General features: G+C 70.5%; 18 protein-coding genes and 1 tRNA gene. 10 read left to right on the forward strand and 9 right to left on the reverse strand.

What is annotated here, in order from left to right:
- Nucleotides 1-2: 2 nt before the first annotated feature.
- Genes CP983_RS19150 through rpmG form a run of 3 tightly spaced genes read right to left on the reverse strand, consistent with a single transcriptional unit; the run spans nt 3 to nt 1,622 of the window.
- Complete coding sequence (locus CP983_RS19150) at nt 3-1,196, reverse strand: CobW family GTP-binding protein (RefSeq protein ID WP_150500664.1); 1,194 nt, start codon at nt 1,194-1,196, stop codon at nt 3-5.
- A 4-nt stretch (nt 1,197-1,200) separates the two neighbouring features.
- Entirely contained in the window at nt 1,201-1,449 is a 249-nt protein-coding gene (locus CP983_RS19155; RefSeq protein WP_126899249.1) for a type B 50S ribosomal protein L31, read from the reverse strand.
- Nucleotides 1,450-1,457: 8 nt separating this feature from the next.
- Complete coding sequence (rpmG, locus tag CP983_RS19160) at nt 1,458-1,622, reverse strand: 50S ribosomal protein L33 (protein WP_007383717.1); 165 nt, start codon at nt 1,620-1,622, stop codon at nt 1,458-1,460.
- A gap of 61 nt (nt 1,623-1,683) precedes the next feature.
- Here rpmG and rpmB point away from each other — a divergent pair, with 61 nt between their 5' ends.
- From rpmB to CP983_RS19180, 4 genes are all read left to right on the forward strand, one after another.
- A complete protein-coding gene (gene rpmB, locus CP983_RS19165; protein WP_150500666.1) occupies nt 1,684-1,920 on the forward strand; it encodes a 50S ribosomal protein L28 in 237 nt (78 codons plus the stop codon).
- Nucleotides 1,920-2,225 carry a 30S ribosomal protein S14 gene (rpsN, locus tag CP983_RS19170; protein ID WP_150500668.1) on the forward strand — a complete coding sequence of 102 codons (306 nt, stop codon included), beginning with the start codon at nt 1,920-1,922 and terminating at the stop codon, nt 2,223-2,225. The genes rpmB and rpsN overlap by 1 nt, the downstream gene beginning before the upstream one ends.
- Before the next feature lie 158 nt (nt 2,226-2,383).
- Complete coding sequence (locus CP983_RS19175; protein ID WP_125526815.1) at nt 2,384-2,857, forward strand: hypothetical protein; 474 nt, start codon at nt 2,384-2,386, stop codon at nt 2,855-2,857.
- A gap of 61 nt (nt 2,858-2,918) precedes the next feature.
- Nucleotides 2,919-3,440 (forward strand): DUF4232 domain-containing protein, encoded by a 522-nt coding sequence (locus tag CP983_RS19180; RefSeq protein ID WP_107904589.1) that lies wholly within the window; start codon nt 2,919-2,921, stop codon nt 3,438-3,440.
- 25 nt (nt 3,441-3,465) lie between these two features.
- Here CP983_RS19180 and CP983_RS19185 read toward each other — a convergent pair whose 3' ends face one another.
- Complete coding sequence (locus tag CP983_RS19185; RefSeq protein WP_150500670.1) at nt 3,466-4,617, reverse strand: DUF2786 domain-containing protein; 1,152 nt, start codon at nt 4,615-4,617, stop codon at nt 3,466-3,468.
- 65 nt (nt 4,618-4,682) lie between these two features.
- Between CP983_RS19185 and CP983_RS19190 the strand changes: the two genes are divergently transcribed.
- Nucleotides 4,683-5,450 (forward strand): Clp protease N-terminal domain-containing protein, encoded by a 768-nt coding sequence (locus CP983_RS19190; protein ID WP_150500671.1) that lies wholly within the window; start codon nt 4,683-4,685, stop codon nt 5,448-5,450.
- Nucleotides 5,451-5,484: 34 nt separating this feature from the next.
- The gene (locus CP983_RS19195; protein ID WP_150500673.1) at nt 5,485-7,191 is read left to right on the forward strand and encodes a bifunctional 3'-5' exonuclease/DNA polymerase; all 1,707 of its coding nucleotides are present in this window, start codon (nt 5,485-5,487) and stop codon (nt 7,189-7,191) included.
- A 434-nt stretch (nt 7,192-7,625) separates the two neighbouring features.
- On the opposite strand, the gene CP983_RS19200 is transcribed toward CP983_RS19195, so the two are convergent.
- From CP983_RS19200 to CP983_RS19210, 3 genes are all read right to left on the reverse strand, one after another.
- Entirely contained in the window at nt 7,626-8,519 is an 894-nt protein-coding gene (locus tag CP983_RS19200) for a glycosyltransferase family 2 protein (protein ID WP_107904593.1), read from the reverse strand.
- 180 nt (nt 8,520-8,699) lie between these two features.
- Nucleotides 8,700-9,185: a DUF3052 domain-containing protein gene (locus CP983_RS19205; RefSeq protein WP_229915052.1), complete on the reverse strand. Its 486-nt coding sequence runs from the start codon at nt 9,183-9,185 to the stop codon at nt 8,700-8,702.
- Between the two features lie 251 nt (nt 9,186-9,436).
- Nucleotides 9,437-10,867: a Tat pathway signal sequence domain protein gene (locus CP983_RS19210; protein ID WP_189749082.1), complete on the reverse strand. Its 1,431-nt coding sequence runs from the start codon at nt 10,865-10,867 to the stop codon at nt 9,437-9,439.
- Nucleotides 10,868-11,037: 170 nt separating this feature from the next.
- Between CP983_RS19210 and CP983_RS44740 the strand changes: the two genes are divergently transcribed.
- The 4 genes from CP983_RS44740 (at nt 11,038) to CP983_RS19230 (ending at nt 12,963) form a co-directional block, all read left to right on the forward strand.
- Nucleotides 11,038-11,604, forward strand: a complete 567-nt coding sequence (locus tag CP983_RS44740; protein ID WP_229915051.1) for a hypothetical protein — start codon at nt 11,038-11,040, stop codon at nt 11,602-11,604.
- 7 nt (nt 11,605-11,611) lie between these two features.
- Nucleotides 11,612-11,857 carry a hypothetical protein gene (locus tag CP983_RS19220; RefSeq protein ID WP_150500677.1) on the forward strand — a complete coding sequence of 82 codons (246 nt, stop codon included), beginning with the start codon at nt 11,612-11,614 and terminating at the stop codon, nt 11,855-11,857.
- 249 nt (nt 11,858-12,106) lie between these two features.
- Nucleotides 12,107-12,511, forward strand: coding sequence for a Ku family protein (locus tag CP983_RS19225; RefSeq protein WP_150500680.1), 405 nt, complete (start codon nt 12,107-12,109; stop codon nt 12,509-12,511).
- Nucleotides 12,496-12,963: a hypothetical protein gene (locus CP983_RS19230; RefSeq protein WP_150500683.1), complete on the forward strand. Its 468-nt coding sequence runs from the start codon at nt 12,496-12,498 to the stop codon at nt 12,961-12,963. Before CP983_RS19225 ends, CP983_RS19230 begins: the two co-directional genes overlap by 16 nt.
- 593 nt (nt 12,964-13,556) lie before the next feature.
- Here the strand turns inward: CP983_RS19230 and CP983_RS19235 are convergent.
- The gene (locus CP983_RS19235; RefSeq protein ID WP_150500685.1) at nt 13,557-13,760 is read right to left on the reverse strand and encodes a hypothetical protein; all 204 of its coding nucleotides are present in this window, start codon (nt 13,758-13,760) and stop codon (nt 13,557-13,559) included.
- A 563-nt stretch (nt 13,761-14,323) separates the two neighbouring features.
- Nucleotides 14,324-14,400, reverse strand: a tRNA-Thr gene (locus CP983_RS19240).
- Nucleotides 14,401-14,484: the final 84 nt, after the last annotated feature.

Consider the following 14,484-nt stretch of genomic DNA (forward strand, 5'->3'; position numbering starts at 1 on the left):
GGTCAGACCTCCAGGAGGGTGTCGAAGGCGGGCGGGAGCCGCTTCCAGGCATCGCGGCCCGCGGCGTACTCGGCGTCGGTGAGCAGGCAGGACTCCAGCAGCCGTTCGAGGCCGTCGCGGTCCAGGCCGGGCGAGGTGAAGACCAGGTGCTGGCAGCAGTCGCCGTGCTCGGGGTGCCAGTCCAGCGAGGCGGCGGCCCGGCGCACCGGCGGGACCATGTCCCAGGCCGCGTCCGGGAGCGAGGCGAGCCAGGGGCCCGCGCTCTCCACGCACAGGGCGCCGCCCGCCGCGTCCCAGTGCAGCAGCACGTCGGGCTTGTCGGCGAGCCAGAAGCGGCCCCTGCTGCGGGCAGCCGCGCAGGTGATGTCCTCCAGCGCCTCGTAGAGCCGCTCCGGGTGGAAGGGGCGGCGGCGGTGCCAGACGAGGGTGGCGACGCCGTGCGCGTCGGCCTCGGCGGGGAGCAGCGCGCACGCCGGGTGCTGGGCGGCCGCGGCCGACTCGACGTCGAAGCCGGCCAGCGCGGCCTGCGCGAGGGGGGTGAGCGGGCGGCGGCGCGGGGCCGGCACCGTCAGGTCGTCGGCGGGTGCGCCCGCCGGGTCGCCGTGGCCGATCGGGACCCGGCGGGCCGTCGGGTGGAGCTGGGCGAGCAGTTCCCGGTCCTCGTCGTCGGCCTCCCCGGAGTCGGCGACGGCGAGGACGGGGGCGTACTCCAGCTGACGCGCGAAGGTGTCGGCTACGGTGCGCTGATCGGTCGCGGCGGCGGCCAGGCCGCGCTCGGCCAGGTCGTCGCCGTTGCCCAGATACGGCAGCACAAGCGCCGGGTCGACCGCGGTGATCACCCCGGTGACCGTGAGCCCGCCCGCCGTGACCACCTCGGCCATGGCCTTCGGCTCGACCGAGTCCCACAGCTCGACGACGGCCATACGCGTGCCGCCGGTGTCCCGGATCCTCAGCAGCTCCGGCACCAGGTCCTCGCGCAGGGCGCAGCAGGCGCAGTCGTTGACGAGGGGCGCCTCGCCGGCGCTCAGGAGTCCGGTGGCGTCGCGGATCGTCCGTACGACGGTGCCGGCGGCTGCCGTGGCCAGGTCGTGGTGGAGCACGACACTGCCGGGGACGTCGGCGAGCAGCCGCTCGACGGCCGCCTTGCGGGCGTCGGCGTGCAGCCCGCCGACGATCACGACGGAGAGCTCGGGCACCGCGTCAGCCCTGCTTCCCGTACCGGCGCTCGAAGCGCTCGACGCGGCCGGCGGTGTCCAGGACGCGGGCGGTGCCCGTGTAGAAGGGATGGCTGACGTTCGAGATCTCGACATCGACCACGGGGTAGGTGTTGCCGTCCTCCCACTCGATCGTCTTCTCGCCGGTCATCGTCGAGCGGGTCAGGAAGGCGTGGTTCGCGGCACGGTCGCGGAAGACGACGGGACCGTAGGCCGGGTGGATCGCGTTGCGCATGGCGTGCCTCAGCGCTCCTCTCGGAAGTCGACGTGCCGGCCGGCGACCGGGTCGTACTTGCGCAGGGTCATGCGGTCGGGGTCGTTGCGGCGGTTCTTGCGGGTCACATAGGTGAAGCCGGTGCCGGCCGTGGACCGGAGCCTGACGACCGGACGGAGTTCGTTGCGTGCCATGCTGCTATCTTACTGAAAACGAATCCCATTACCAGTAATCGACGAGAGAGGTTCGTCACCCATGTCAGCCCACTGCATGCTGACCGGCGCACAACCCGGCTTCGGCAACACGATTTCCCACTCGCACCGGCGGACCTCCCGCCGCTTCGACCCCAACATCCAGACCAAGCGCTACTGGCTGCCGAGCGAGGGCCGGCACGTGCGGCTGCGGCTGACCACCAAGGGCATCAGGACGGTCGACGTCATCGGCGTCGAGGCGGCCGTCGCACGGATCCGCGCCCGGGGAGTGAAGGTCTGATGGCCAAGAAGAGCAAGATCGCGAAGAACCGCCGGCGTCAGGAGGTCGTCGCGCGGTACGCCGAGCGGCGCGCCGAACTGAAGGGGATCATCCGCAGGCCGTCGTCCACGGACGCCGAACGGTTCGCAGCGCAGCGCGAGTTGGGGCGCCAGCCGAGGGACGCCAGCGCCACGCGCGTACGCAACCGCGACCAGGTGGACGGGCGCCCGCGCGGCTACCTCCGCACCTTCGGACTGTCCCGGGTGAACCTGCGGGAGCAGGCGCACGCCGGGTATCTGCCGGGGGTGCGCAAGGCGTCCTGGTAGGGCCGTTCGGATGCTGGGGTCCGGACCCGACTCCCTGGTAACTTGCTGCGGACGTTTCGGCCACGTCGGCCGGATCGGCGTATGCCGACCGCTACAGCTTGGAGTTCCCAGTGACCTCGGCGACTTTCTCGCGTACGCGCACGATGTCGGGCCGGCGGATGCGGGTCGTGGCCGCGGCCGCGACGCTGGCGGGCGCGCTCGCGCTGACCGCGTGCAGCAGTGACGGCGGTTCCGAGGGCGACGCGGCCCCCAGCGGTTCCGCGAGCGCGAGCGCCGACACGGGCGGCGGTAGCGGCGGCGGGTCCGCCTCCGCGGCCGGTGCGCTGGAGGGCAGCTGGCTCGCAACGACCGACGGCAAGGCCGTCGCGCTGGTCGTCACCGGCAAGGAGGCCGGCCTCTTCACGACCGGCGGGACCGTGTGCAGCGGGACCGCCGGCGAGGAGGGCGGGATGCGGATGATCCGGCTCAAGTGCACCGACGGCAGCAAGGACCGGGCCACCGGGATGGTCGAGTCCCTCGGCAAGACCTCGCTCAAGGTGACCTGGGAGGACGGCATCGGGGCGGAGACGTACACCAGGACCGAGGGCGGCAAGCTGCCGACGGGCCTGCCCACGGCGAATCTGGGATCGTGAGGGCTGATCCGGTGACTGCCCGCGATCACCGACGTGACTCCGTGACTCCCTGAAGGACTCCATGCGCGCCACCTCCCTCACCGTCGCCGCCCTCGCCGCGGCCCTCGTCCTGACCGCCTGCGACAGCGGCGGGAGCGGGGACGACACCCCGGACAGCAAGGCCGACGCCGTCTGCGTCGACAAGCTCGCCGTGGAGTTCGGGCCCGGCAACGCCGCCCCCGCCGCCGGGGACACCGGCAACGTGCCGGTCACCGTCACCAACCGGGGCGGCGGCGACTGCACCCTGGACGGGCTGCCGGCCTTCGCGTTCGAAGCGGGCGGCACCTCTACGGCCGTCGCGCCCGACCAGGCCGCCGCGGCCGGAAAGACGACGCTCACGAAGGGCGCCTCCACCTCCTTCACGCTCACCTACGTGCTGGGCGAGAAGGGCGGCAAGGGCCTCGCCCCGCAGAAGGCGAAGGTGACGCTGCCCGGGGCCGGCAAGGCGCACAGCTTCAAGTGGTCGTACGGCGTCGTCGCGCTGAAGACCGACGGCAAGACGCCGGACGCCTCGGTGAGCGGGTTCCAGCGGGCCGGCGACTGACGGCCCGGCACACTCCCTCGGCGGATCAGCGCAGCGGTCGGCGCGGGGCCATCTGCGCCCGGTCGGCCGCCTCCGCGCCCTCCACCCAGCCCGCCTCGTCGGTGACGCCGCGCAGGCGGGTCGTGGTGGTCTCGGGGAACATGCGGTCCAGGCGGGCGGTGACCGCGACCTCGCGCGAGGCGAGGACCGGGAGCAGGTCCTCGGTCACCGGCGTGCGCGCCGCCGCGGTCAGCCGGGTGCCGATGCGGTGGGCGTAGGCCGCCAGGAACGACTGCCGGAAGGTCTTGGTCCGCTTTCGGCCGCCCGCGCGCTGGGCGGCCTCCGCCCTCGTCATCGCGGTCTGCGCCTGCACGAGAAGCGAGGTGTGGAGCAGCTCGACCACCTCCAGATCGGCCTCGAAACCGACGACCGTGGAGAAGGCGAAGGGCTCGTTCCACACCGCACGGCAGTGGTTGACGGTCGCCACCGCGTCCAGCAGGACGGCCTTGGCCTGCTCGTACGGCGGCTCCACCCCGATCCGGCAGGCGCCGGGCGCGTTCCTGGCGTCGGGCGTACGGGACGCGAGCAGGGCCTCGTCGATGCTGTGCCGGGCCATCAGCTCCTGCGCCTTGGCGCTCAGCGCCTCCGCCTCCTCCGGGAACCCGGTCGCCTCCGCCTTCGCCAGCAGCGCCCTGATGCGGGTGAGCATGCGGGACTCCGGCCGGGCGGGCCCGCCGACCGGGTCGGCCGCCTCGTCCAGGGGCTCCAGCGCGGGCAGCTTCAGCAGGAGGCGGTACAGCTCCAGCACGGTGGTCGCGTGCGAGAACCGGTCGGTGCCGGGCGGGGTCCCGGTGGGCAGGTCGTCGAGCTGCGCCTGCCAGCGCGGGCCGCGGGGGCGGTCGTTGGGGACCTGTGCGCGGATCAGCGCGGCGAGCAGCCGTATGTGTGCGTCCTCCAGCTCGCGCCGGACCAGCCGTACGACATCGGCCGGCTGCCAGCCGCGCCGCCAGGCCGCCGCCACGAACTCCTGGCCGCGCCGGTCGAGTTCGGCGTCGGCGCCCGGGTCGGACGCGAGGAGGGAGGCGCCGGTGTCGAGCGTGGTGTGCTCGGTGTCGTAGAGGGCCGCCTCGAAGGCGCGGTCGACGGTGCTGGGCTTGCTCACCCAGGGATCGTAAATCCGCGCGGGCGGCCGCGGCATGGCACCCGAAGATCACTGTCAACCTCGGGTTGACACCCCCTGGCGTGTCAACCTACGGTTGACACATGTCGACGAACCCATCGATCACGTCATCCGTACGTCTCGACGAACTCATCGCGGCCATCAAGAAGGTGCACCCCGAGCCGCTCGACCAGCTCCAGGACGCGGTGATCGCCGCGGACCACCTCGGCGAGGTGGCCGACCACCTGATCGGTCACTTCGTGGACCAGGCCCGGCGATCGGGCGCTTCCTGGACCGACATCGGCAAGAGCATGGGCGTCACCCGGCAGGCGGCGCAGAAGCGGTTCGTGCCGAAGGAGGGGACCGACCTCGATCCTCAGCAGGGCTTCGGCCGCTACACGCCGCGTGCCCGCAACGTGGTGATGGCCGCGCACAACGAGGCCGTCGCCGCCCGCAACCCCGAGGGCCGCCCCGAGCACCTGGTCCTCGGCCTGCTGGCCGAGCCGGACGGCATCGCCGCGAAGGCGATCACGGCCCGGGGCGTCCTCCTGGACTCCGTGCGCCAGGCCGCCGCCGCGGCGCTGCCGCCCGCCGCCGACGAGGTCCCCGAGCTCATCCCCTACGGCTCCGACGCCAAGAAGGTCCTTGAGCTCACCTTCCGCGAGGCCCTGCGCCTCGGCCACAACTACATCGGCACCGAGCACATCCTGCTGGCCCTGCTGGAGTTCGAGAACGGCACCGGGGTTCTGTACGGCCTCGGCATCACCAAGCAGGAGGTCGAGCAGTACATCGTCGAGCTGCTGGCCCAGTTCCTGAAGAGCGGCGAGGAAGCCACCAAGCAGGCGCGGGAGGAGGGCGGAGAGCGGGGCTGAGGTCGTTGTCAGACCCGGGTGTCACACTCGCAGCATGACCGAGCGGTGGGCTCTCGCTCCGGCCGAGGACGGTGGCGCGGAGGTCGCCCCCCTCGGTCCGGACGGGCTGCTCGCCGGGCCCGTGCGGCGGGAGCCGGACCTCGCCGGGGCCGTGCGCGGGCGGCCGGAGGTCGCGCGGTGGGTGTGGCGGTCCACCGCCGAGGTCTATCCGATGCTGCTCGCCGCGGGGGTGCGAGTGGAGCGGTGCTACGACATCGAGGACGCCGAGACCCTCCTCCTCGGCCACGAGGGGCGGTACGGCGAACCGAGATCGGCCGCCGCCGCACTCGCCCGGCTGCGCGGCGGCCCCGTGCCGTCCGACCCGCCCCAGCGCGCCGCCGAACCCGGCTCGCAGTCCCCGCTGTTCGAGCCCCAGGCGGTCCATGTGCCGCTCACCGACCTCGTGGAGGTCTACGCCGAGCAGCAGCGGCGGCACGACAGGACCGCGCACCCCGACCGGATGCGGCTGCTCACGGCGGCCGAGTCGGCGGGGATGCTCGTGGCCGCGGAGATGAACCGGTCCGGGCTGCCGTGGAGCGCGGACGTACACCGCGCGCTGCTGCACGAGATGCTGGGCGAACGCTATGCGGGCGGCGGGGAGCCGCGCCGGCTGGCCGAGCTGGCGGACGAGGTGTCGGCGGCGTTCGGGCGCCGGGTGCGGCCCGATCTGCCGGCCGATGTGATCAAGGCGTTCGCGCAGGCCGGGATCAAGGTCAGATCGACCCGGCGCTGGGAGATCGAGTCCGTCGACCACCCGGCCGTGAAGCCGCTGATCGAATACAAGAAGCTGTACCGGATCTGGGTGGCCCACGGCTGGTCCTGGCTCCAGGACTGGGTGCGGGACGGGCGGTTCAGGCCGGAGTTCCTCGCGGGCGGGACGGTGACCGGGCGCTGGGTGACCAACGGCGGGGGCGGGCTGCAGATCCCCAAGGTCATCCGGCGTGCGGTGGTCGCGGACCCGGGCTGGCGGCTGGTGGTGGCCGACGCCGACCAGATGGAGCCGCGCGTGCTCGCCGCGATCTCCCGTGATCCCGGGCTGATGGAGGTGGCCGGCCGCGAGAGCGACCTGTACCAGTCGGTGTCCGACCGCGCCTTCTCCGGAGACCGCGCCCAGGCCAAACTCGCCGTGCTGGGCGCGGTGTACGGACAGACCTCCGGCGACGGCCTCAAGAACCTCGCCGCCCTCAGACGCCGCTTCCCCAAGGCCGTGGCCTACGTCGACGACGCGGCGCGGGCCGGCGAGGAGGGGCGGCTCGTACGGACCTGGCTGGGACGGACCTGCCCACCGGCGGCCGGCGCGACGGCCGACGCCGACGAGGAGGCGGGGATCCCGATCCCGGACGCGGACGAACCGGCCGAGGGCTCCGGGTCCCAGGACTGGGGCCGGGGCTACGGCTACGCCTCCACCAACGCCCGCGCCCGGGGCCGCTTCGCCCGCAACTTCGTCGTGCAGGGGAGCGCGGCCGACTGGACACTCCTGCTGCTCGCCGCGCTACGGCAGTCCTGTGCGGGTCTGGCGGCGGAGCTGGTCTTCTTCCAGCACGACGAGGTGATCGTGCACTGTCCGCAGGAGGAGGCCGATGCGGTGGTGACGGCGATCCGGGAGGCGGCGGAGCTGGCGGGGCGGCTGACGTTCGGGCAGACGCCGGTGCGGTTTCCGTTCACCACGGCGGTGGTGGAGTGCTATGCGGACGCGAAGTAGGCAGGGGGCAGCGGGGGTGGCCGAGGTGGCCGGTTCAGATGGGGTCGGAGGCCCCGTGCTCCAGCCCGCCGTGCCTACCACCGGTGTACGTCCCTGACCTGCCTTGCGTGCGCCTGACGTACGCCTGACGTGGTTGCCTGAGGTGACAGTCGCGTGTCGCGGAACACAACTTGCGACAGGTCTGCGATCTGTCGGCATGGCTTAATCTGATCACTACAACGGATCCGGCCCGACGGTGCGCGCGTATGACGCGCAGCTCGGGGGAGCGTCGCCGCCGTGGCCGGATCCGGGGACGCGTTCGGGTCCCGGTCGTCCGAGGTGAACGACCGGGGCCCGCGTCCCGTTTTCCTTGCTGTCTGCGGCCGTTGCCGCTCCTCCGCAGTCGGCGCTCCCGCGGCACGGCGCCCTGCGTGGCGCAGCCCTCCCCGCCCGCTTCAGATGACGGGCGGTCGTCCCAGTCGGCTCAGCTGCCACACCGTGCGCCACCGCATGGGCCGCCGCTCGCCGGCCGATTCCCGCAGACCTTCCAGGAAACCGCCGAACCATGCGCGCAGCCCGCCGAGCGAACGGGTGCGTGCGAGGGTGAGCAGCATCCAGATGCCCAGGTGGACCGGGATGAGCGGCAACGGCAGCCGACGCCGGGTCAGCCAGACGCGGTTGCGGGCGTTCACGCGGTAGTAGATGGCGTGCCGGGCGGGCGAGGTCTTCGGGTGCTGGAGCAGGAGCTCGGGCGCGTAGAGGATGCGCCAGCCGGCGTCGGCGGCACGCCAGGCCAGGTCGGTCTCCTCATGGGCGAAGAAGAACTCCGCGGGCCAGTTGCCGGTCCGGGCCAGCATCGCCGTACGCAGTGCGTGCCCGCCGCCGAGGAAGCCGGTGACGTAACCGCCCCTGAGCGGATCCGACTTGCCGATCCTCGGCACATGGCGCTGCTGGGTCTCGCCGTGCTCGTCGGCGATGCGGAAGCCGACGATGCCGAGCCGGTCGTCGGCGGCGTACAGATCCCGTACGCGACGCAGCACATCGGCGTCGACGAGGAGCCCGTCGTCGTCCAGCTCGACCACGACATCGACGTCCCCGAACGCGCACAGCCGCTCCAGCGCGGCGTTGCGGCCGCCGGGGCAGCCGAGGTTCTCGTCCAGCTCTATCGGGGTGAACTCGCCGGGCAGGGCGAGCCGTTCGGCGAACTCGGGCAACGGGCAGCCGTTGCCGACGACGACGATCCGATCGGGGGCGACGTCCTGCTTGGCCACGGACTCCAGCAGCGCGTCGACCTCGGCGGGCCGGTTGCCCATGGTCACCACGGCGACGGCGATCCTCAGCTCCGACATACCCCACCCCCTCGCTTCGTTCCGGCATCGATTACCGGCGCGATGCTAGTGGTTAACGGTAAGGACTTTTCAAGTTCGCCGTATTGAGGGGGAGTCGGTGGGGACCGAGAGGTGTGACGGAGGACTCACCTGACGGCTGGGCGAGGGAATCAGGGCAGTCGTCGCGGCAGCCGACGCGGTCTACCTGCCGCGATTCTCCCGACGCCGTACGAACTTCAGGCCCGACCAGTCCTCCCCCAGCGCCGCCACCTTGACGTCGACCACGCCGAGGGGGAGGAAGAGGTCGCGCAGGGAGTTCTCGGTGATGTCACTGACGTGGCCGGCCGCGCGCCGGGGCCAGGCGATCCACAGCATGGCGTGGTCGGCGAGGTCACGGACCAGCGCGGGGCCTTCGGCGACGAGTTCGGCGTACGACCGATGGAAGGCGAGGGCGACGTCCGCGCCGCGCGGACCCCCGTCGGCGACCTCGCATCCGTCCGGCAGGCCGGGGATGTCCCAGCGGGCGGGGGCGTGCAGGAGCCGGACCTGGTGGCCCGGCTTGATGCCGATCTTTCGGGCGAGGGGTGTGCCGGATGCACCGGGCGTGCCGGATGAGCCGGGCGTGCCGGATGGACCGAATGGACCGGGTGTGCCGGATCGACCTGACCTCCGGTCGGCTTCGCTCATGCCGAACCTCCGCCTCGCTCCGCACCGTCCGTAGGGTCCGCACGGTCTGGATGCCATCCTCACCCACGGACATCCGACTCGCCTGCCCCCCGGCGACACGCAGGCCAGAGGCGGGAGGCCGGGGGAACCGATGCGGGCGCGAAGTGAGCCGAGGCGGCCTGGGACGTCGGCACCCCCTGGCCGCCCAACCCGCCACGAGGCCTCCCCCACCCGGCTCACCCAGCTCACCCAGCTCACGCGCCTCAGTCGCCTCAGTCGCCCGGCCCGACCCGCAACGGATTGAAGCGCGTGGCCGCCATGAGGTACCAGGCGGTCGCCCCGACATGCCGGTACGGGTAGTACCCGAACCCGAACCCGGTGTCGATCGGACTGCTGGCCGACACGACGCCCGCCCGCTCGGGAACCGCACGTCCGCCGACGGTCTGGGCGCCGCCGAGCAGATCCTGAGCCCGCTCGATGGAGTCGATCAGCCGCTGGGCTCGCGCCTCGTCGCCCCGCCCGTGCCGCTCGCGAAGGGCGAGCGCGAGGTGAGCGGTCCCCTCGAACCAGACACCGTTCCGGTCCGGCTTGGGCTGGGAGTCGGCGATCGGCGCGTCCTCGTTGGCGAGCAGACTGGCGGAACTGAAGGTGACACCGTCGTACGACTGCCCCGCCGGCACCGTGCTGTTGCGCCGCTCGGCATGATCGAGGACGGCGAGCTCCCGCGCGGCCCAGTCCAACGACCGTGCGTGGGCACGCGAGTCGAGGGCGAGGTGGGTCCAGGTCTGGGTGTCCTCGGGAATCGGCGAGGTGTTGATGTGCACCCCGTCATTGGTCCCGGTGTAGAAGAACCCGCCGTCGGCCTCCCACATCTTCAGGGCGAACGCCCGCGCACGGGAGCGCCTTTCCCACCACACCCGGTCCCCGGTGAGCCGGGCGAGCCGCCCGAAGAGACAGACAAGGTCGGTGTTGTGCTCGGTGGAGGTGAAGGGCAGTTTCTGATTACCGCCGTCGACCCCGAACTTGTACCCGCCGAGCGGTTCGTCGGTACGGCCGTTGCGCTCGACCCATTCCCCGATCCGCACGGCACCGCGCAGGAACCGCCGCTCCCCGGTCCGCCGCGCGAGCGCACTGAGCGCGATCCCGGCCCAGGCCATGTCCCCCACGGCCGTCCCGGTGAACCCGAACTGCGACCCCACGTTGACGGTCCCGTCCGCCCGCACGAACCCGTCCGGCTGCCGCGAGCCGTCGTAGAAGGTGTACGGCCCGACGTTGTACCCCTGCCGAAGCCGCCCGTCACCATGGACCGGATCATGCGCCTGCGCATACAACAGGGCGTCCCCGAGCGACGCGGCCCTGCGCTGCGCGTCGACGGTACGGACGCCGAGCAGGGCAAGAATCGCGAGGGCGTTGTCGTAGGTGAAGGCGGTACTGAACAGCCCGGCCTGATCGGCGTAACTCTGAGCGAGCCGGACGGGGCCGTGATCGGGGTAGCCATCGGTGGCGGCAGCGAGGAAAGCGACGGCACGACGCCGGGCGGAGGCACGCGGGGAGGCATGCGCCGAACCGGCTGTGGGAGCGGAGCCGTTGCCGGCGCCGGATGCATTCGCCGCCCCCACCCCGGCCGCACTGAAGAAGGCGGCACCGATCCCGACCCCAATCAGCGAGCGACGACTGAACCCCGGGTCAGGCCTACCGGACATACCGTTCATGGGTCTCCCTTGCCACGGCTTGAGAGCGCTCTCAAGAAGCGCGGGGCCATTCTGCTGGCACGGGTGGGACGGGTCAACGGTCCTGGGCCCATGCACAGTTGCCTCCGCCTCGGGCACGTCATGCCACCTCGGACATCCCGCCTCGTCATCCCGTCCATTCCATGATCACTCTCAGCAGTGAATCGGTCGAAAAACTGCAACTGTCCTATGTAAGGCCCAGTTGTCCCAGGTGTTCATCGGGAGATCACCAGAAAGGGAGAGCCTTGCTCGGGCAGCACCTCACGCGCCTCGCCACGACTCTGACCATCACGGGAGCCCTCGCGTTCGCCACTTCCACAGGCGCACACGCCGGCGCCATCGGCGCGACTCCAGTGCGCACGTTCGAGTACAGCGTGGGCGGCGTAACCATGAAAGTGCCGACCGGCTGCATGTTCACGCACGTCGTCCGAGGAAGCGGCAGAAAGATCACGTACCAGAACGCAGGGGTCGACTGCGCGTTCGTCGGGGCGCTGAGCAGCGGTTTCTGCAACTGGCGCATCGACTTCAGCTACGCCGACACGAACAACCGCACCTATCGCACATCGCGTGGGCGAACGCACAGCGAGTGCAAGATCGACCCGATGCGGAGCAACGCTCCCCGGACACTGCCTCGTTATGGCAAGACGTGCGCCCACCTTCATGTCAACGGGGTGCGGCGCGTGAGTCAGTGCCACCACGTCACGAAATGAGTCGCTCATGGTCGCGCAGCAACAGGGGCAGGAGTCGGATCAGGGGCGGGATTCGCAGCGGCGTCGGGCCGCTATCGCCGCGTTCCTCGGGGGCTTCTTCGCCGCCCTGGCCTTCTTCGCCTTCTTCCCCGGCCTGCCCCACGTCATCGACTGGGGCGCCATCCTCGCCTCCCTAGCCGTGGGAGCGCTGACCCAGTGGGGTTGCCGGTCCTGGATGAAGAGGACAACCACGAAGAAGCCCGAACACATGTAGGCGCTCAGGTGGACGCCTATTCCGGGTGACTACTGAGACCCGGGGGGCCAAGACCGCGGCCGCCCGAGTCGGCAGATCTATAGACCTCGCGAGGCTTCCGCGCGAGCAGGAGGCTCCCCGTCACTCCGCGGTCAATCTGGTGCGTGGATGGTCCGCCACATGGTCGTGGATCATGTATACGGGTACGATTTTAAGAGCTCTCGTAACTGAAGGGCTCTTTTCTGGTCTTCCTGAAAACACGACGGGCCGGTGTTCGGCCAGGGTTTCGCGGATCCCGACGGCACGAGTGGCGGCGGCGAGGGCCTCCTCCCGCCGCCCCAAGGCCGCGACGACCTTGACGATCCCGAATTCCGCGACACCTACACCGACGCCCCGGCACAGATCATCGAAGCCAAACGCGAAGACAGGCCCCTGCCCAAGACACCCGAACCCGAAGCAACGGGTGGCAAGGTGCTCGACCTGATGACCGCCCGCAACGAATCCGTCGCCAAGGCAAATGCCGCCCGCGGCGCAGGCGCCGACGACGTACACGAGATCTTGAAGAAGAAGACCGCGGCCAATAAAACCACTGCGGAGAAGACCACGGCGAAGAAGCCATCGACGCGACGGCCGCGCGCAGCGCCTAAGGGAGTCGCAGCATGGACATCGAGCTGACGTACGGCAATGGACTTCTGCGCAGCATCGGCAGTGCGGAGATCAGCTACGGCCGACGGGAGTGGATGGACAGCACGCCCCGCGCCGTTGGTTCGTGGCCCCTTGAGTACCAACGGTTCAGTTCCACCCTGCGTGCTGTGGGCAGCGTCGAGATCACATACCGTCGACGGTCGAGCCTGCCGCGCACCGTGGGCCGGTGGAGCTGCGAAACCAGCAGATTCGGTGGCCGCCTTGAGCGCATCGGGCCGTATGAACTGATGCACGACGGAGCCGGCCGAGTCTGCGCCGTGGGTCCGCTTGAAATCTTTTACAACGGAGGGGGGAGCCACCCCATACACGTGCGCCTGCCGGGCGAGGACGTGACCTTGACCGAGGAGTTGCTTCTCGTACTCTTCCTCGTCCTGTTCTGGCAGCAGCAAGCCTGGGATGCGTACTACCAGGCCAACCGCTGATAGCCCCACCTGTCGTCCCCAGTCGGACCACACCACATAAGGGCTCGGATCTTCTCCTGTGCTGATGGTCCGCAGATGTCCAGGCTCGTCGGCCGGTGTGCGTCGGCGTCGTTACGCAGTTAGACACTCATGGCTGCCGAGCAGCTCGTTTCGCACCAGGAAAGGCCCGTTGCCTCCCAGCCGAGGGCGCCGGTGTCTCACTCAGCACGCCCGATGGTGACACGGCGTCTCCACACGCCCGGGACGCCTTGCTCGCTTCAACCGCGGTGTTGGTGTGGCCTGCGTTGCTGGAGTGGAAGAACGTCTGCCGGTGGGCTGGGCCGAGTTGGGCGCCGAGTCCGAACGGCCAGTTGCTGTCGGGGCCACGGTGCCGCGGAGCCCTTCGACCCACTTCGCACCGTCCCGGGATGGCGGTCTGTGAATCTGCGCGTCAAAGCACGAAGTTGAGGCCGTGATCTCAGAACCGTTGAATGAACGCTCTGGCGTTCCCCGTTGACTGCTGCTCGATCGGGCAGGCAATAGGCGCGCTGGCTCTTACCCGGTTCTTGGGTGGCGGCTGCCTGATTCCTGGCCCGATCGAGCCTAGTTCGTCCTCAGGCGGCCGTCTGCGGCTGCCGTGCCGCCACGGCCCTCACTGCCGAGCCCGAGACGAGCACTCCTGACAGAGCGATGAGGCTGGTCAGGATGTCCTGGATCTGTGTCGCCGGGACATAGACGATCACGATGACGATGAGCAGGGCCGCCCAGTCCTTCGGGCGAGCGATTGACAGCACGGAGCGGGTTGGAGCCACAGTCATAGCGGTACCTCCTTGTACTCAGTGCCCGCCCCACCGGTCATGCCGCCAAGCCCGTCCGGTGGCGCGGGCCTCCTGCTTGGACCCATAGTGGCGTCTCTTCCGTCAGGACCTGTCTTGAGCACGTCGGACAAGGCCAACGGTCCCTCGGACGGGCCAATTTGGGGCACTCACTTCCCTCTGGGCCCGCATGCACGTAAAGCGGCGCCGCGCCCGCGGGGCTTGAACTAGGTACTTCACCGCCAGATGGCGGGACTTGAACCCACGACAGCTCCGTCCCCAAGCGACTTGGACGAGGCTCACGGAGCTCGTGAAGGCGTACCGGGATCAGGGTCGGAATCTGCGAGACCTGGACGGTCACCATCTACTGTGCGAGGCCTGCGCAGCAGCCAGCGCTACCGGCAGACTGTCGGCGAAGCGCAAGATGCGCCGGCCGAGACGATGGAGCGGCTGTCCGGGCGGGACGAGATCGCTACGTCCGCCCGCGCTGCCCCCCCCCAGTCTCCGTCGCGCTCTCAAGGGAACGACAAAACCCCAGGTCAAATTCACTCTGACCTGGGGTTTGATGGAGCCGCCTTCGGGATTCGAACCCGAGACCTACGCATTACGAGTGCGTTGCTCTGGCCATCTGAGCTAAGGCGGCGCGCCGTCCGCACTATGGTGCGATCGGCAACGTCGGTAAGTCTACACAGTTTCCGAGGCGCTCCGTACCAGCCCCCCAGTAACC

Origin of the sequence: Streptomyces chartreusis, assembly GCF_008704715.1 — a bacterium.
Classification (GTDB): Bacteria; Actinomycetota; Actinomycetes; order Streptomycetales; family Streptomycetaceae; genus Streptomyces; species Streptomyces chartreusis.